We start from the raw sequence: 17557 nt of genomic DNA on the forward strand, positions 1-17557 counted from the left end.
TAATTATAATGAGTTTAACAAATAAAGAAAGAGGTACTAATATGTTTTATGAATATATCAAAAATAATCCACAATGGAATTTGCAAATAAATCGTCAACTTGAAGGAATCAAAGAAAGTTCAAAAGTGAAAGATGATTTAAAAATAATCATACCTAAACTAACAAATGACGCTTCTTGGTACAAAACTTGGTTCTCATTCGGTGAATTACGCGAAAAAGAAGAAGATCATGCTCTCGCTTGCGCTTATTTTGGCCTTGCCCAGTTTTACTTAAACCAAGATGACGAAAATAAGCAGACAGTTGTTCACCGATACTTAAATAATTTTTACCGTGCACATACTGAAATTGATTATGAAAGTTATCAAGTACCCTATCAAAAAACATTTTTGCCTGCCATAAAGGTCAATATAAATCCCACAGCCACTAAAACTTTGATTATCATCAACGGTTTTGATAGTTTTATGGAAGAAATATTAGTTGCGGTCAATTTCTTTAAGGGAACCGATTATAATGTGATTTTATTTGACGGTCCCGGTCAAGGACGAGCCTTAATTGATAATAACATCAAGTTCACACCATATTTTGAAAATCCTGTCAGTGCAATCATTGATTATTTTAATTTAGACGAAGTTGATGCGATGGGTGTTTCATGGGGCGGTTATTTCGTTATTCGTGCTGCTGCCTACGAAAAGCGAATCAAGAACGTTGTTTGTTATGATTTCTTTTATGACGGATTAAATACTTTTTTGAAAGATTTTTCAAAAGACACACGAAATCATATTCGTCAATTACTACAAAATAACGACGTTGAAAAAACAAATCAATTAATCCCTACTTTGATTCATTCTGATGCCAACTTAAACTTTCTCTTTACAAAAGGCTATGAAAATACTGGTACTGACACCCCTTACTCACTGCTAAAAGAAATTGAAAGGCATACAGTGAAAGGAATTGGACATTTAGTGAATCAAAATGTATTGTTACTCGCCGGAAAGGATGATCAATATGTACCTTTTAATGACTTGGTCCTAGAACAACAAGAATTAACGAACGCAAAATCACTTGAAACTAAAATTTTCACTAAAGAAACTGGTGGTGAACAGCATTGTCAAGCTGGAAGATATGATTTAGCTTTAGTTGCCATTCAAAAATTTTTAGCTGCACACAGTGAGGATTAAAATACACTGGTTTGATCGATACTTTTGATTGTTTTAACCAATTCATGTTTTTTGGAATCTGAACCTATGGTATAATGAGAACTTCAAAAGGAGTTTAAAAACATGGGACGATATCAAATTGACTTTAAACAGAAACAAGCTAATGCTAAGTACAAGTCTAGTCAACAAACACAAGCTACTAAAGCCGAAAAAGTCGCTGCTATTAAGTCAGCCTTACTTTCACAAGCAAAGAAACAAGATAAGTAATTGTCTTGTTTTTTGTTTGTTCGGCAAAAACCTAATTTGATCAGCTAAAGGTTCGCACACTTTCAATGACTTCCTCTGAACGACTAATTAATTTTGCACCTAATTGTAATAGCTCATTAGTTCCCTGAGAATTTTCAGAGAAAATAGACCCAGGTACAGACAGCACTTCTCTGTTATTTTGTAGCGCATAGTTAGCAGTTATTAAACTACCAGACTTTATTTTAGATTCAATAACCAATGTAGCCGATGATAGACCAGCTATGATACGGTTCCTTGCTGGAAAATGAGACTTATGCGGCCCAACATCGCGTGCATATTCACTTAAGACAATGCCATGTTGTGCAACTTGTCGTTGTAATACTTTATTCTTTGCAGGATAAGCAATATTCAATCCTGTACCTATAACTGCTATAGGCACGCCCTGATTGGCGAAGGTAACTTGGTGAGCCATTACATCGATACCTTTAGCCAGCCCTGAAACAATAGCTGTTCCCCTATTTATTACATTTGGCAATAGTGATCGTAAGCATTCTAATCCATAGGGCGTAGCAGTTCTTGTGCCCACTACCGCTAAATTAGGTAATTCCAGTGCGTTTAAGTTACCTTCATAAAACAGAATTAATGGCGGGTCAAATATTTCTTTGAGCTGTATCGGATAGCAGTCATCAAAATAAGTAAAATAATTTTCCTGACTTGTTTCTGCCTTCTGACAAGCTGCTACATATGTAGCTTTTATTTTAGCAATATGTTGCGGTAATGGTCTGACTACTGCCAGTAAAGTTTCAATATTCCAAGGATAATTCTCTGGTATCAGATGATTATCAATTACTTCAATGACCCTTTTTTCTCCAGCATGACCAATGCCTGAAGTTAAATGTAAACCTAATAAAAACTGTTTTAAAATCATATTATTTTCCTCTTGAAATAATACGAAGACCAAAAATAAAAAGCTTATGATTTATCACAAGCCTTCCACAATTTCACTCAAATATTCCCAACGATTCATTTTTTCTTCCAAGTCCTCATTTAGCGAATCTAACTCTTTTTGTAAGTCGCCTAGCAAGACATAATTTGTACCATTTTGAGCCATCTCTTCAGGAATTTCGGAGATTCTTTGTTCAATTGAAGCTATATCATCTTCAATTGTTTGCCACTCTTTTTTCTCATTGTATGTCAACTTCTTTTTTTGCGGCTTCTTATCAGCAACTACTTTTTCTTCTTTTTGTGCTGGTGCTGATTTTGCTAAGTCCATCGCCAGATAGTCACTGAACAGGCCATCAAAGCGTTTGATAACACCATCCCCTTCAAACATATATAGTTGATTAGCAACTTTATCCAAAAAATAGCGATCATGGGAAACAGTAATCACGGCCCCAGCAAAACCAGACAGGAAATCTTCTAGAACAGTTAATGTTCCAATATCAAGATCATTAGTTGGCTCATCAAGCAAAAGCACATTAGGTTGTTGTAATAGCAGTTTCAATAAGTACAGCCGCCTTTTTTCACCACCAGACAACTGTCGAATTAATGTTCCATGCATAAATGGTGGAAATAGAAATTGCTCTAATAAGTCCGAGACACTAATTTGATTGCCATCTTTGTCCTTTACAGTAGTTGCAACATCTGACAAATAAGCAATCACACGCTTATCATCTGGAATCTCTTCAGTAACCTGTGTATAATAAGCCATCTTTACAGTTTCACCTAATTCAATGATTCCGCTAGTTAATGGCACTCTCCCAGCTATTGCGTTCAAAAAAGTAGACTTTCCCGCGCCATTAGCACCTGTGATACCAATACGATCGCCAGAGGAAACTCGTAAATTGAAATTTTCAAAGATTTTTTTATTGTCGAATTGAATAGTCGCATCTTCAATAACAATTACTTTTTTCCCTAAACGTTGCTGTCCAAGATTAACAGCCACATCTTCATCGAGCTGCAAGGTGCCCATATTAGCTTCTAACTCAGCAAAAGCATTCTCCCTACCTTTTTGTTTGGTTGTTCGCGCACGAGCGGATTTACGCATCCATGCTAGCTCTTGTTTGTATAGTTGCTGTTGCTTGTGTTCAGCGACCTTTCCCTGCTCAATACGCTGAGACTTTCCACTCATATAATCTTGGTAATTACCTTGGTATTCATACAAATCGCCAAATGATAATTCGAATATTCTTGTTGTGACAGCATCCAAAAAATAACGATCATGAGTAACAACTAAAACTGCCCCCTTATAGGCAGCTAAATACTTTTCTAACCAAGAAATAGAATCAAAATCTAAATGGTTGGTAGGTTCATCCAATATCAATAAATCTGGCTCTTGAATTAAAACTTGGGCTAATCCAACTCTTTTTCGTTGTCCCCCTGAAAGTTCGCTCACTTTTTTATGCAACTCTGGCATATGTAGCTGTGTTAGAATTGTTTTTACCTGAGATTCCGTTGTCCAAGCATCATCTCGGTCCATAGCATCTTGTGCTTTTTCAAAATTTTGGGCAACTTTTTCATCTGTTGGTTGCTCCCCATATTTTCGCAAAGCATATTCATACTGTCGTATCGTCTGGAATACTGGTTGATCACCAGACAAGATTGCATCCATCAATAAGGAGTGGTCATCCAAATAAGGGTCTTGCGCCAGATATCCGATTGTATAGTCATTTTGCTTCGTGATTGTTCCAGCATCAGCTGGCTTTTTTCCAGAAATGGCATTCAGAAGAGAAGTTTTTCCACTGCCGTTTACACCAATTAAACCAATTCGATCACCTTCCGTAATCAAAAATGAAATATCATTGAAAAGAACCTTTTCGCCATATGTACTTTTTAAATTGTCTACTCTAAATTGTTTCATAATACTATTATAACCATTATTGGGGGTTTATATCTCAATAAGTTTTAGATATAATAAGATAACCATTTTAAGGTAACAGAAAGGATTATTTTCATGAATTTAACTGCTAACATCGCTGGTTTCAACTTCGACCATATTTTACTCAACGCTGCAGGTGTTGTGTGCCAGACTAGCGACGAATTAGATAGTGTTCTAGCATCAGACTATACAGGCGCAGTTGTTACGAAATCAGCAACTCCAAGCCTTCGCCCGGGTAACGTCTCACCTCGATATCATGAATTGACCAATGGCTTAGGCACGATCAATTCAATGGGCTTACCAAATGAAGGCTTTGACTATTACATGGATTATGTTACCCAAAAACAAACAGACAAGCCGATCTTTTTCTCAGTTGCTGGTTTATCAAAGCAAGAGAACTTAGATATGTTGCACAAGATAGAAGAATCAGAATTCAATGGTCTTGTTGAATTAAATCTATCTTGTCCTAATGTGCCCGGCAAGCCTCAAACAGCTTATGATTTTGAAACAACTGAAGAAATTTTAACTGAAGTATTTTCATTTTTCACCAAGCCTCTTGGCGTTAAGTTACCACCCTACTTTGATATTGTGCATTTTGACAATATTGCAAACATTTTAAATAAATTTCCATTAGCCTTTGTCAATGCTATCAACTCAATTGGTAATGGCCTTGTGATTGATGAAGAAACTGACACAGTTGTGATTAAACCGAAAGGTGGTTTTGGTGGTGTCGGTGGTCCCATTGTCAAAGCAACAGCGCTAGCTAATGTTAGAGCACTACGTCAGCGGTTAAACCCAAGTATTAAAATGGTTGGAACTGGTGGTGTTACTTCTGGACGTGATGTTTATGAACACGTTTTGTGTGGCGCTGACTTAGTTGAAGTTGGTTCACAATTAGCAATCGAAGGAACATCTGTTTTTGAACGTTTGGAAAAAGAGTTAGCAGCTATTTTAACAGAAAAAGGCTATAATTCTCTTGATGAAGTCCGTGGGCAGTTGAAAATAATTGAGTAAATAAAAAAAGTTGGCTTACGCCAACTTTTTTATTTTGTGTTTTGTAATGTTACCACATCACGTGCAATCATTAGTTCCTCATTTGTCGGAATCAATAACCCAGTTACTTTAGAACCGGATGTTGTAATAATTGTTTCTTTACCACGAACATTGTTTGCTTCTTCATTTAGATCAACGCCCGCAAATGCCAATGATTTCAATACTTTAGCACGTGTTACTGCATCGTTTTCACCGATACCTGCTGTAAAAATAATAGCATCCACACGACCCAGTTCAGCAAAATACTGCCCTGCATAACGAATCACACGATCGTAGAACATATCCAATGCCAATTGCGCATGAGTATTGGTTTCCTGAACATTTTCCAAATCACGCATATCACTTGAAATAGTTGAGATGCCTAATAGACCAGATTTTTTATTTAAGACATTAAGCATTTCTTCATTTGAAAGGCCTTCACGTTCTTGAATATAATAAATTAATGATGGATCCACATCCCCAGAACGAGTCGCCATTGTCAAGCCAGCAAGCGGTGTGAATCCCATTGACGTATCGTATGACTTACCATTTTTAATTGCCGTTACTGATGCTCCAGCACCTAAATGAAATGAAATCGCATTAAACTCGTCTAATGGTATTCCTAATTTGTCTGCCGCACGTTCAGTTACATAACGATGTGAAGTTCCGTGCGCACCATATTTACGAGCACCGTAGCGTGCGTAGTATTCATATGGCAAGCTATATAGATAATTCTTTTCAGGCATTGTTTGATGAAATGATGTATCAAACACTGCAACAGAAGTCGCATGTGGCAACAATTTTTGGAATGCTCGAATCCCCATTGCATTAGCTGGGTTGTGCAGTGGGGCGTAATCAGCTAAGCGATCTATCTTGGATAACACGTCATCATCAACAACAACTGAATGATTGAACCACTCACCACCAGCAACAACGCGATGGCCAACACCTGTTATTTCTTGAAAATCTTTAATAATTCCTAAATCTGATAATTTTTTTAACATCAAATCAATTGCTGCATGATGATCTTTAATTGGTAATTCAGCTTCGTATTTCTGATCACCACTTTTTGTTAATGAAATTGTACCATCTTCAGTACCAACCAAACGAACAGGTTCAACATCTGCACCATACTTAACTGTGATGATTGCATCGTCCATACCAATTCGTTCGATTACCCCTTGTGTAATAACTGTTTCCTCGGGCATTTCTAACAATTGAAACTTAAGTGAAGAACTTCCGGCGTTTACTGCCATTATTTTTGACATCTGCGTCTACTCTTTTAATCCTTTTCTTTTCTAAAACTATATTATACAGTAAATTTAAGATAATAACGATAATATATTCCAAATTAAGTAAGCGTTTTCAAAAATAAAAATATGGTAAACTACTATATATAAATAGAAAATGTGCGCAAGGATATTATGGTTAAAAAATGGCTTTTAAGTAATTTGATTGGCATCATCATTACTGTCAGTATATTAATTACAGTAGTAGGATTAATTATTTCACTCGTTTCAAAAGAAGAGATTATTACCCATCCCAACAATGTTCAGTTTCGAAATGGCCCTGGGCGACAATACAAATCATTAGCTTCACTAAAAAGTGGTACACGACTAATTGTGATAGACAAGAAACACGGCTGGTGGCAAGTCCGCCGTTCTGACAATGAAAAAGTCGGCTGGGTGGCCAGTTGGGTGGCAAATTCAACCATCTTAAAAACAGCAAAACCGATTAGTGAAGCCACTATTGTTTTAGACCCTGGTCACGGCGGTTCTGATACTGGTGCCCTATCATCAAACGGCAAGTATAAAGAAAAAACATACACTTTACGTACTGCCAGGCATGTTAGGGCAGCCTTAAAACCTACTGGTGCTCGTGTCATCATGACAAGAGATAGTGATAAAATTGTGCCACTTTTGAAAATAGCCATTCCTGGCGAAAAAAATAAAGCCGATGCACAGATATCCTTTCACTTTGACTCTTCAGCAGAGGGTACCAAAGCAACCGGTATTTCACAATATTATTATCACAAAAATTCTAAAACGCTAGCAGAAGTAGTTAGTTCCTCGTTAAATAATATGCCTTTGAATAATCGAGGTGTTGATACAGCTGCTTATATAGCAATAAAAAATACTAGTCAACCTGCAATCTTACTTGAAAATGGCTTCATCAATAACAATGCTGACTTGAAATATATTCGTAAAAGCAGTTATCAAAAGAAAATTGCCAAAAACTTAACTACGGCCCTAACGACTTACTTTAAACAAAACACGGAGATGAAATAATGTCACTATTTAAAAAAGCAAAATCACAAATTGAAGAGAATGCAGCTAATCAAGCCACAGAAACAGTTGAAAATCGTCTAGATGGTATGATTGTCCAACCGTTTGCTTATAAAAAACTACTTATTATCTACCGTATCGAACAATATCCTAGTACTAGTAATCACATTGAAAACAAAATATTATCATTTGATCGCAAAGAACCATTGTCCGAAGCTCGTTATAACGAAATTATTACTCGCTTGAAAAACGATGAAAGTGATCGTATCGCCATTGTTAATATCTTACCTCTAGTTGATTAATGAAAATTAAAAACCTTACCCGCTAAGCGGTAAGGTTTTTTTATTACAACCAACGTCTGTTATTGCGGCGCCAACATGGTTAATCCAATGCGATTTCTTTTTTCATCAACATCAACAATCCAGACCTCAACAATATCACCAACAGATACAATTTCAGATGGATGTTTAATACGACGTGTACTTATTCTAGAAATATGCACAAGTCCATCGTGTTTGACGCCCAGATCCACAAATGCGCCAAAATCCACAACATTGCGAACGGTACCTTGTAGTTTCATACCTGCTTTCAAATCTTCAATGTGCATAACATCAGATTTTAGCAATGCCCCTACCATTTCTGAACGACCATCTCGTCCCGGCTTTTGTAAGCTCATAATCATATCATGCAACGTTTGTATACCAACATCTAATTGCTCCGCTGTGTGCTCATTATCTAATCGGTTCAATACCGTATTAGCTTCATCTGTCGCTAAGTTTACTGGGTTTATGTTTGCTAATGACAATAACTTTTTAGCAGCGGTATAACTTTCTGGATGAATATCCGTGTTATCTAATATATTCTTACCATCCACAATACGTAAAAATCCAGCAGCCTGTTCATACGCTTTAGGTCCTAAACGTGGTACTTTCTTGATTTGTGTACGTGATGTAAATTCACCAAAGTCGTTTCGATAATTAACGATATTTTGAGCCAAATTCTTATTTAGGCCGGCAATGTGAGCTAATAACGCAGGTGAGGCTGTATTTAAATTAACCCCAACTTGGTTAACTGCTGTTTCAACAACCTTGTCTACTTGTTCATCTAGTGTTTTTGCATTCAAATCATGCTGATATTGACCAACACCAACGGACTTTGGATCAATCTTGATTAATTCAGCTAACGGGTCCTGAATCCTGCGCCCAATAGAAATCGCACTGCGCTCTTCCACGTGTAAATCAGGAAATTCTTCCCGCGCCTGCTCGGAAGCAGAATAGACTGAAGCGCCCGCTTCGTTGACAATGGTATACTTTACACCGGCTGGCAAATTTTCCGCAACAAACTCTTCAGATTCACGAGACGCTGTGCCATTCCCAATTGCTACCAGCTCTACCTTGTAATCTGATACCAATTGTTTGAAAGTGTTAATTGCTTCGGACCGTTTCTGCACATTAGCTGGTTTATGCGGATAGATAACCTGCTTAGCTAAAAACTTGCCATTGCTGTCAATAATTGCTAATTTTGATCCTGTACGAAATCCTGGATCAAAACCCATCACAATTTTATTCTTCAGCGGTGCTTGCATCAAAAGATGATAAAGATTGTCACCAAATACCTTAATGGCTTGCTCTTGTGCTTGGGTTGTCAATTCTTGTCTAATTTCTCTTTCGACTGCTGGACGAATAAAACGTTTATAAGCATCTTCAATGGCATGTTGTAATATCTCATATCCTTGGCCTGTCGGATTTTGCCCGTTCAACTCTTTCGTTTGAATAAAGTGCATCATACGCGCCTCAGAAAAATCAATTTTCACTGATAATATGCCCTCTTTTTCACCTCTGTTCACTGCTAAAATACGAAATTTATTGTTGAGAAGTGATTTAATTGTTTCAGTAAAATCGTAATATTGCTCGTAAACTTTTTGCTCATCTTTTCCAGCCATACCACGCTTTAAGCTAGAAACCAACAACCCATCTACAGCCATTCTCAAGCGTAGCCATTGACGATAATTAGCATTTTCACCGATTTGTTCAGCCAAAATTTCATGCACTCCTGCACGCACATCGACCATAGTTGGTAAAGCTTCATTAACGTAATTTCGAAAATCATCATCAATATTACTATTAATATGCGTCATTAACCAGTCGGCAAGTGGTTGCAGACCATTTTCTCGTGCAACCATCGCTCTGGTCCGACGTTTTTGTTTATATGGTAAATATATATCTTCCAGTCCCTGAAGCGTCTGAACGTCTTGAATACTCTTTTGCAAAGCATCAGTCAATTTGCGTTGTTCAAAAATGGCTTTCAAAACTGTATTTTTTCGTTCTACTAACTCTTTTGACCTTTTTGCAATAGATTGGATATCACGAATCTGTACTTCATCCAGTTCACCCGTCATTTCTTTTCGATATCTGGCGATGAAAGGGACAGTTGATCCTTCGTTAAGCAAGGTTAGTGTAGCATTAATTTGCTTTTTAGTTATATTCGTTACTTTAGCCGCAACACTTTGCGCAATAACGTCTTGCGTTGGCTCATGTTGTATTAATTCTGTCATGTTTAGTGTGTTTCCTCCACAAAAACTATTATACTAGATTACTGCTGGAATATATTTAGAATAATAATCATGACTGCACAAAAAAACACTACCAAAAAGTAGCGTAATCATCTTTATCAAATCTATTGTACTAGCAATACACTGGTTTCAGCATGCTCTGAAACATATCGAGCCGTTGAACCCATGAATACACGCATGACAATATTAGTACCGGTTTTTCCCATTACGATTAAATCAGGACTGAGTTGTTCTGGGACCTGATCAGCCAAAACAAAACGAGCATCACCTTGTAGGACATGTGTATCAACTGCAATTTCAGCGTCTTTGACAACAGCTGCTGCCTCATCAAGTTTTGCTGATGCTGTATTAGTCATTCTCTGCACCAAAGAATCATAAAAAGATTGGTCAGAGTCGTAATAAGTGATGGTTGGATACTGAATTACATTAACGATATCTATTTTAGCATCAAACTTCTTTGCCAATTCAACGCTAAAATCGACTGCTCTTTGAGCTGCTTCGCTACCGTCTATCGCAACAACAATTCTACTAATCATAAGTGCTTCCTCTCTGATATAATCATGCATGCTACGCTACTCAAATAAATTATCTGTTAGCATACCATCGTTTTGAGTAACAAAAAACAACTTGCTTTTTGACGAAAACTGCCCTATATTCTCACTTTGGGGAACATAAACATCATCTTGCTTAAACTAGTCATTTAACATCATGCACGTGGCAATACTTGTAAACTAATAGCATAAACTACGAACAAGTTGTTTTGGGGTCAGCTAACCGTCTTTAGAAACTCACCTAACCTATAACTTCAGTATAACCCTTATTGATTTCTTTTGCAAACGCTTACAGGCAGGCCAAAAAGCCCTCTGCTTGACATGAATCAATCCTTTTTCTCCTCAGTTTGATTCAATAATTTTTCTTGCAGATTAACTGATTTCTTGAGCAGCTCATTGGTTTCATGCTGTATCTTAATTAACTTTTTCGTTTCTTCAAGTTGTGCGTTATAACCCAAAGTCTCTGAGGCCTCTTTGATTAAAAATTTATTGACCAATTTAACAAAGAAAAAGACACATGCAGCAATAGTACATAACGTTAGAAAGTTTTCAAAAACACTACGTAATGGATCTAAGACTAAGTTGCTTTTGGCCGAGTGGTTTTTTGAAAATAGCAGTAAAGACAAATAATAAAACAAATTAGAAGCAAAACTAATCACACTTTTGATTAAATCAGTCAAACTACCACCGACAATGACACCTATAGATAATTGAATAATAGCTGGAGAAGTTATAAACTTTCTAAATTCATTAACTTGTTCGGTAGCAATATTATCAGTTATTGGTAGTTTTATTTTTTGCATATTTTTCATCCCTTTTAGTCTGCCATTAGTATGATGACAAAATAATGTTTAATAATTACCTGTTTATTATTCCATGTTGCACTAAATTTTTCAACCAACCGTTCTAATCAAAAAACCGTTTATAATAAACGGTTTTTCTAACGATTCATGAAAATAATAATTATTTAGTCTCTTTTGATGTTCTATACTTAGTTCTTAATCCTGCTAACAAACCAACTTGTACCAGTATCGCAATTAAACTAGATAGCACACTAGCGTTACTAGTCCCTGTTTTTGGTAAGGATGAGGATGATGAAGTAGTAACTTTTGTACTCTCGGCTTTGTCATCATTTTCGTTTGTTATTGATGTTTCATTAGTAGCAGTCGTCACTGATGAAACATTTTCTGCAGGGTCATTACTTGTTTGAAGTGTTTGTTCAGCATCGTTGCTTTCTAAATCAGCCGTAACTGTTACAGTGCTGTCCGGTGACTCAACTGTATTGGATGAGTTTGTGTCCGTTTCGCCAACAGCGTCTTCTGCAACTACTGTTGAACCATCTTCTGTTTTGGGCGCTGACGATGTGGCCGAATCATTATCTACTGGCGCACTGTTATTAGTTGATTCTTGGGCATTATTTTCAGAAGTACTTGGGATACTCTCTCCTGATGGTGCTGACGGTGCACTATCCGGCTTATTTGCAGGTGCTTCTCCACCAGGAAAACTACCACTACCTGGAAAAGTTCCTTGACCAAATTGTCCATCTGGTGGTGTCCCCATGTTGCCCATACCACCTTCAGCGGTCATACCTGAGCCACCACCTTGACCAGCAATGATATCCGTTGAGGTACCGTTAACGCTTACTTGATACGTTTCACCGGATACAATGCCCTCCGTTGATATATTTAGATACGTTGTCGCGTCAGGAATAGTTGTGGAGAAAATTTCCTGCCCATCTTTTGAAACAACAATTGTTGACCCAGCTGTTACGGATCCAATAGCTACATAGCTTTGTGTTGATTCCGTATCTGGCGTCCCTTCTGTTCCGGTACCACCCCAAATAATTGTTCCACCTGTAAATGTAATTGTACCATCTGCATCAAGCGCACCATTATCAGGCGTTGAATTAATTAAATCTATGATTGTACCGCCACTAATATTGATGTCACCGTTGGAATCTAGCCCATCACCATTTCCTCGAATGGTTAAGATGCCACCGTTAATATTAATTGCTTGTGTGTCAGTAGATCCTGCATCGTATTTAGTTTGATCTAACTGAGCATTGATAATATCGTCACTTGAATTCAGGTTAATCGTTCCACCGTTAATTGTTACGATTTCCCCTTCCAAAGCTTCATATGACTTAGTAATATTTAACGTACCAGAATTAATAGTTAAGGTGCCATCAGAGGATATACCATTCATAGTTGAACTAATATTTAAGGTACCATCACCATCAATTGTTAAGTCACCATTAGCATATATGGCGCCATTCGGATTTGTTGTATCTAATGACTCTTCATCTTCAACGACTACAGAAGTTGTGATATTGTTTGTACCCACTACTTCAACCGACAAACTACCAAATTGCTTACCATTAAGCACAGCACCAATTTGGTTGGCTAAATCAACATTGTTAAATACTAACTTTACTGCCGCAGTTACTGGTGCGTTAACAATTATTTGTGCATCAGTCGCTGTACCCTCAATATTGTAAGTTCCAGCTTCGCTAATTGTGACTGTGTTTCCATCACTAGTTGCACCATCTCCTGTAATTATCGCTGAGGATGAATTAAATGTTATATTACTCGTGTTTCCCGTAGATGCATTTAACGTATTACTTGTTGTGTCAGTCACACTACTTGTTATATCAGCTGTTGATGTATCTGTCGCACTGCTTGTTGTGTCGCTTGTACTATCAGCCGTTGTTGATTCGTCTGTCGTACTGCTTGTTGTATCACTTGTGCTATCAGCCGTTGTTGATTCGTCTGTCGCACTGCTTGTTGTATCACTTGTGCCATCAGCCGTTGTTGATTCGTCGTCTGTCGCACTGCTTGTTGTATCACTTGTGCTATCAGCCGTTGTTGATTCGTCGTCTGTCGCACTGCTTGTTGTGTCACTTGTGCTATCTGTTGTTGATGATGTATCCGTCGTACTGCTTGTTGTGTCACTTGTACTATCAGCCGTCGTTGATGCATCCGTAGCACCGCTTGTTGTGTCGCTTGCACTATCTGTTGTTGATGATTCGTCTGTCGCACTGCTTGTTGTGTCGCTTGCACTATCTGTTGTTGATGCTGTGTCTGTCGTATAAACAGAGTTTGTCGATGTGGTATCCGCACTAGCAGTGATCTGACCAAGACCACCAATAACTAATGCAGATAAACCAGCAAATAGCCAAACCTTACCAGCCTTATACATTTTATAGCGTTTTGAAATAACAGCATGTGCAACCTGAGACTTTTTATTCATTTTTTCCTCACTTATTCAGTAGTGTTTTACCAGCAGAGATTAAATTACTCATTGAAAGTCACATCATTGTGACAACCCTTAATTGGCATACGTTTATCATATAGACTGGAAATTAAAAGAAGATTAATTTAAAATTCTATCAATATTAAAATCACTTCCAACATTGTTTGACAAAATATTTTATCTATAGTATATTTAACTCAATTCATAACTAGGAGTTCATTATGGTGTTACCTTTTGCTACATTTAATTCAACATGCTGCAGTACAACGCGTTTTCGATGTTGTACTGTTTATTGAGCATGAATTTTTTGGGTATATCATAACTTAAAATTTTCTACTTACACAGTTAAACTATCAAAACGCGAGAATTCAATTGAATTTTCGCGTTTTTTGTTTGTTTTTTACTAAGAAAATATACAAGGATACATTATGCTAATCAAAAACATACATCAATTAATTGGCCAAACACCGTTAATTGAACTGCAAATACCTGTTCCAAACCAAAGTCGCATTTTTGCAAAACTGGAGATGTTCAATCCTGGTGGTAGCATTAAAGACCGTTTAGGACAATTCTTACTATCAGATGCTTGGCAGCGAAATCTAATTAATCAAAATTCAACGATTATTGAACCGACTGCCGGAAATACTGGTATTGGCTTGGCATTAGCTGCGCAACAATATAAATTACCAACCATTCTTGTTGTACCTGAGAAATTCAGCGCTGAAAAACAGCAACTCATGAAAGCCTTGGGCGCAACAATCATCAACACACCTTCTAACGAAGGCATTATAGGTGCCATTTCCAAAGCAAAATCGATAGCAGCTGACATTGAAAACAGCTACTTGCCAATGCAATTTGCGAATCCTGAGAATCCTGAAACATATTACAAAACGCTGGCACCAGAAATCGTTACAGATTTGAAAAACGAAAAGATTGATGCTTTTGTTGCTGGTGCTGGTAGTGGTGGAACTTTTGCTGGAATTGCCAAATACCTCAGTGAATATGATGCAACTATAAAGAATATTGTTGTAGAACCCGAAGGATCTATTTTAAATGGTGGCCCAGCGCATGCTCACCGCACAGAAGGTATTGGTGTTGAATTTGTGCCACCATTCTTCGAATCAATTCACATTGACAAAACATTAACTATTAGCGATGACAATGCCTTTCAGCAAGTTCGATATGCTGCCGAGAATCTAGGACTTTTTATCGGTAGTTCGAGTGGCGCGGCCTTGGCTGCTAGCCTACAGATGGCAGAAACTTTGCCGCCACAAAGTAATATTGTCACGATATTCCCAGACAGCAGCGAACGTTACATGAGCACAAACATTTATGGAAACTGAGGAAAGAAAAATGAAATTTGATACACAACTTATTCATGGTGGCATTAGTGTTGACCAATCAACTGGCGCCGTATCTGTCCCTATTCATATGGCTTCAACCTTTAAGCAAACTAAAATTGGCGAGGCAAAATATGAATATTCAAGATCTGGCAACCCAACCCGTGAAGCCGTAGAAAGCTTAATTGCAGACTTAGAGAATGGTACTGCTGGCTTTGCTTTTGCATCAGGATCTGCGGCGATAAGTACTATTTTTTCACTATTTTCATCTGGGGACCACATTATTGTTGGAAACGATGTTTATGGTGGTACATTTAGGCTAATTGACAATGTCCTAAAAAGAACAGGTCAGACATTTACAATTGTCGATACCCGTGATTTATCTGCTATTCAGGAAGCTATTCAAGATAATACTGTCGCCATTTACCTTGAAACACCAACTAATCCTCTATTACGCATTAGTGATATCAAGGCAATTTCCGAACTTGCTCATCGTCATAATTTATTAAGTATTGTTGACAACACATTTGCTTCTCCCTATGTACAAAAGCCAATTGATTTAGGTGTGGACATTGTTGTTCACAGCGCTTCAAAGTACTTAGGTGGTCATAGCGACCTCATTGCCGGCTTAGTTGTTACTAAAGGTGAGGAACTTAGTGAGAAAATTAAGTTCTTACAAAATGCGATTGGTGCAATCTTGGCCCCTCAGGAAAGTTGGCTCCTACAACGAGGTATGAAAACGCTTGGATTAAGAATGCGTGCTCACCAGTCAAATGCGCAAACAATATTTGACTACCTTAAAACACAAGATAAAGTTGGTAAAATATATTTCCCTGGTGATCCTGATAATCCTGACCACGCTTTAGCCAAGCAACAGATGAATGGTTTTGGTGCCATGATTTCATTTGAGCTAAAGGCTGGACTGGATCCAGAACAATTCATTAGTAACTTAAAAATCATTACCTTAGCAGAGAGTTTAGGTGCACTTGAAAGCCTAATTGAAATCCCAGCTAAAATGACTCACGGCGCCATTCCTCGTAATATCCGGCTATCTCATGGTATTCAAGACGAACTAATCCGTCTCTCTGTGGGTGTTGAAGATATTGAAGATTTAATTGAGGACCTAGAACAAGGTTTTAATCAATTGAAATAATAGTGGAGAAAAAATGTTTTTTACTGCTAAATCGATTCTAAAGCGCGACCCAGCCGCAAAAAGCCTTATGATGGTGATTTTAACTTACCCTGGGTTACATGCACTGTGGTTTCATCGTGTTGCTCATTGGCTTCATATTCATCACCGTTATTTGCTCGCTGCCATCATTGCTCGTTGGTCAGCCAAACGAACTGATATATTTATTGCCCCCGGTGCACAAATTGGTCGTGGCGTATTTATTGATCACGGCGTAGGTGTTGTTATTGGTGAAACTGCAATTATTGATGATGGTGTAACTATATTACACGGTGTCACTCTGGGTGCTCGTCATACGGTGACAGAACGTAGACACCCTCATATCGAGAGCTACAGCTTCATTGGTGCTCATGCGCAAATATTGGGCAATATTACTATTGGTACAAATAGTAAAGTTGGCGCTAATGCTGTGGTTTTAAACGATGTGCCCGCCTATTCTACTGCTGTGGGTAATCCTGCACGCCTAGTCTAGTATTTTTCCCTTCTATATAAATATAATGATAAAAAGCGACTAGAAGTTAATTTAGTCGCTTTTTATCGAGATCAATTACTTCGGTACCAATGCGTCATTTTCGGATTATATCTAGCCACTTACCTAACATGTATTACAAAAATAACCTTTCAATCTCGAATCGGTTATCAATTTTTGATATACCGTGCCAAAAGGAAAAAGAGCAAGCCCATGTTGAGCTTGCTCTTAATTTATCTGGATAATATTAAGGGTATTAATTACTTAACGGCATCCTTCAAAGCTTTACCTGGCTTAAATGCAGGTACCTTTGAGGCAGCAATTTGAATTTCTTCACCAGTTTGTGGGTTACGGCCCTTACGAGCAGCACGATCACGAACTTCAAAGTTACCAAAGCCGATCAATTGAACCTTTTCACCGTTCTTCAATGCTTCTTCGATTGATGCAAAAACTGCGTCAACTGATGCAGTAGCATCCTTCTTTGTCAAACCTGTTGCCTTAGCAACTGAATCTACTAATTCTTGCTTGTTAGCCATTTTCTTGTCTCCTAATAAGAGTTTTTTTAACGCATGATGCGCTCCGTGAA

Annotated in this window: 16 protein-coding genes; 8 read left to right on the top strand and 8 right to left on the bottom strand. The window is 37.7% G+C overall.

Features of this window, described 5'->3' with window-relative positions:
- The first annotated feature begins 41 nt into the window (after positions 1–41).
- Together RHP56_RS06130 and RHP56_RS06135 are read left to right on the top strand one after the other, a co-directional pair.
- Entirely contained in the window at positions 42–1178 is a 1137-nt protein-coding gene (locus tag RHP56_RS06130; RefSeq protein ID WP_025268181.1) for an alpha/beta fold hydrolase, read from the top strand.
- A 102-nt stretch (positions 1179–1280) separates the two neighbouring features.
- Positions 1281–1424, top strand: a complete 144-nt coding sequence (locus tag RHP56_RS06135) for a hypothetical protein (protein ID WP_011679995.1) — start codon at positions 1281–1283, stop codon at positions 1422–1424.
- Between the two features lie 40 nt (positions 1425–1464).
- Here RHP56_RS06135 and dprA read toward each other — a convergent pair whose 3' ends face one another.
- A complete protein-coding gene (gene dprA / locus RHP56_RS06140; RefSeq protein WP_050895076.1) occupies positions 1465–2331 on the bottom strand; it encodes a DNA-processing protein DprA in 867 nt (288 codons plus the stop codon).
- A 54-nt stretch (positions 2332–2385) separates the two neighbouring features.
- Complete coding sequence (locus RHP56_RS06145) at positions 2386–4263, bottom strand: ABC-F family ATP-binding cassette domain-containing protein (RefSeq protein WP_025268183.1); 1878 nt, start codon at positions 4261–4263, stop codon at positions 2386–2388.
- A 93-nt stretch (positions 4264–4356) separates the two neighbouring features.
- Here RHP56_RS06145 and RHP56_RS06150 point away from each other — a divergent pair, with 93 nt between their 5' ends.
- Positions 4357–5295, top strand: a complete 939-nt coding sequence (locus RHP56_RS06150) for a dihydroorotate oxidase (protein WP_050884812.1) — start codon at positions 4357–4359, stop codon at positions 5293–5295.
- Positions 5296–5324: 29 nt separating this feature from the next.
- Here the strand turns inward: RHP56_RS06150 and RHP56_RS06155 are convergent, their stop codons facing one another.
- Positions 5325–6581, bottom strand: coding sequence for an acetate/propionate family kinase (locus RHP56_RS06155; RefSeq protein ID WP_050895079.1), 1257 nt, complete (start codon positions 6579–6581; stop codon positions 5325–5327).
- A gap of 156 nt (positions 6582–6737) precedes the next feature.
- Here RHP56_RS06155 and RHP56_RS06160 point away from each other — a divergent pair, with 156 nt between their 5' ends.
- Together RHP56_RS06160 and RHP56_RS06165 are read left to right on the top strand one after the other, a co-directional pair.
- Positions 6738–7601: an N-acetylmuramoyl-L-alanine amidase family protein gene (locus tag RHP56_RS06160; protein WP_011680000.1), complete on the top strand. Its 864-nt coding sequence runs from the start codon at positions 6738–6740 to the stop codon at positions 7599–7601.
- Complete coding sequence (locus RHP56_RS06165; RefSeq protein ID WP_011680001.1) at positions 7601–7900, top strand: hypothetical protein; 300 nt, start codon at positions 7601–7603, stop codon at positions 7898–7900. The genes RHP56_RS06160 and RHP56_RS06165 overlap by 1 nt, the downstream gene beginning before the upstream one ends.
- Before the next feature lie 59 nt (positions 7901–7959).
- Here the strand turns inward: RHP56_RS06165 and RHP56_RS06170 are convergent, their stop codons facing one another.
- The 4 genes from RHP56_RS06170 to RHP56_RS06185 form a co-directional block, all read right to left on the bottom strand.
- Entirely contained in the window at positions 7960–10152 is a 2193-nt protein-coding gene (locus RHP56_RS06170; RefSeq protein ID WP_462794669.1) for a Tex family protein, read from the bottom strand.
- Between the two features lie 122 nt (positions 10153–10274).
- The gene (locus RHP56_RS06175) at positions 10275–10706 is read right to left on the bottom strand and encodes a universal stress protein (protein WP_010290893.1); all 432 of its coding nucleotides are present in this window, start codon (positions 10704–10706) and stop codon (positions 10275–10277) included.
- A gap of 341 nt (positions 10707–11047) precedes the next feature.
- On the bottom strand, positions 11048–11524 hold the full coding sequence (locus RHP56_RS06180) for an MscL family protein (protein ID WP_102753777.1): 477 nt from the start codon (positions 11522–11524) through the stop codon (positions 11048–11050).
- A 160-nt stretch (positions 11525–11684) separates the two neighbouring features.
- A complete protein-coding gene (locus RHP56_RS06185; protein WP_102753458.1) occupies positions 11685–13970 on the bottom strand; it encodes a carbohydrate-binding domain-containing protein in 2286 nt (761 codons plus the stop codon).
- 431 nt (positions 13971–14401) lie between these two features.
- Between RHP56_RS06185 and RHP56_RS06190 the strand changes: the two genes are divergently transcribed.
- From RHP56_RS06190 to epsC, 3 genes are read left to right on the top strand one after another with little or no spacing between them, the layout of a single operon-like run.
- Complete coding sequence (locus RHP56_RS06190; RefSeq protein WP_102753457.1) at positions 14402–15316, top strand: PLP-dependent cysteine synthase family protein; 915 nt, start codon at positions 14402–14404, stop codon at positions 15314–15316.
- A gap of 10 nt (positions 15317–15326) precedes the next feature.
- Entirely contained in the window at positions 15327–16466 is a 1140-nt protein-coding gene (locus tag RHP56_RS06195) for a trans-sulfuration enzyme family protein (RefSeq protein ID WP_025268190.1), read from the top strand.
- 13 nt (positions 16467–16479) lie between these two features.
- Entirely contained in the window at positions 16480–16974 is a 495-nt protein-coding gene (gene epsC / locus RHP56_RS06200) for a serine O-acetyltransferase EpsC (protein WP_084014794.1), read from the top strand.
- 257 nt (positions 16975–17231) lie between these two features.
- Here the strand turns inward: epsC and RHP56_RS06205 are convergent, their stop codons facing one another.
- Positions 17232–17507, bottom strand: coding sequence for an HU family DNA-binding protein (locus RHP56_RS06205; RefSeq protein ID WP_002814789.1), 276 nt, complete (start codon positions 17505–17507; stop codon positions 17232–17234).
- Positions 17508–17557: the final 50 nt, after the last annotated feature.

The sequence above is a fragment of the Leuconostoc sp. C5 genome, from assembly GCF_056530425.1.

Excerpts from the sequence above, each read along its gene's own strand:
- RHP56_RS06135 (WP_011679995.1), top strand. The coding sequence starts at position 1,281 with ATGGGACGATATCAAATTGACTTTAAACAGAAACAAGCTAATGCTAAG.
- dprA (WP_050895076.1), bottom strand. The coding sequence starts at position 2,331 with ATGATTTTAAAACAGTTTTTATTAGGTTTACATTTAACTTCAGGCATT.
- RHP56_RS06130 (WP_025268181.1), top strand. The coding sequence starts at position 42 with ATGTTTTATGAATATATCAAAAATAATCCACAATGGAATTTGCAAATA.
- RHP56_RS06155 (WP_050895079.1), bottom strand. The coding sequence starts at position 6,581 with ATGTCAAAAATAATGGCAGTAAACGCCGGAAGTTCTTCACTTAAGTTT.
- RHP56_RS06160 (WP_011680000.1), top strand. The coding sequence starts at position 6,738 with ATGGTTAAAAAATGGCTTTTAAGTAATTTGATTGGCATCATCATTACT.
- RHP56_RS06195 (WP_025268190.1), top strand. The coding sequence starts at position 15,327 with ATGAAATTTGATACACAACTTATTCATGGTGGCATTAGTGTTGACCAA.
- epsC (WP_084014794.1), top strand. The coding sequence starts at position 16,480 with ATGTTTTTTACTGCTAAATCGATTCTAAAGCGCGACCCAGCCGCAAAA.
- RHP56_RS06180 (WP_102753777.1), bottom strand. The coding sequence starts at position 11,524 with ATGCAAAAAATAAAACTACCAATAACTGATAATATTGCTACCGAACAA.
- RHP56_RS06190 (WP_102753457.1), top strand. The coding sequence starts at position 14,402 with ATGCTAATCAAAAACATACATCAATTAATTGGCCAAACACCGTTAATT.
- RHP56_RS06185 (WP_102753458.1), bottom strand. The coding sequence starts at position 13,970 with ATGAATAAAAAGTCTCAGGTTGCACATGCTGTTATTTCAAAACGCTAT.
- RHP56_RS06165 (WP_011680001.1), top strand. The coding sequence starts at position 7,601 with ATGTCACTATTTAAAAAAGCAAAATCACAAATTGAAGAGAATGCAGCT.
- RHP56_RS06145 (WP_025268183.1), bottom strand. The coding sequence starts at position 4,263 with ATGAAACAATTTAGAGTAGACAATTTAAAAAGTACATATGGCGAAAAG.
- RHP56_RS06150 (WP_050884812.1), top strand. The coding sequence starts at position 4,357 with ATGAATTTAACTGCTAACATCGCTGGTTTCAACTTCGACCATATTTTA.
- RHP56_RS06175 (WP_010290893.1), bottom strand. The coding sequence starts at position 10,706 with ATGATTAGTAGAATTGTTGTTGCGATAGACGGTAGCGAAGCAGCTCAA.
- RHP56_RS06205 (WP_002814789.1), bottom strand. The coding sequence starts at position 17,507 with ATGGCTAACAAGCAAGAATTAGTAGATTCAGTTGCTAAGGCAACAGGT.
- RHP56_RS06170 (WP_462794669.1), bottom strand. The coding sequence starts at position 10,152 with ATGACAGAATTAATACAACATGAGCCAACGCAAGACGTTATTGCGCAA.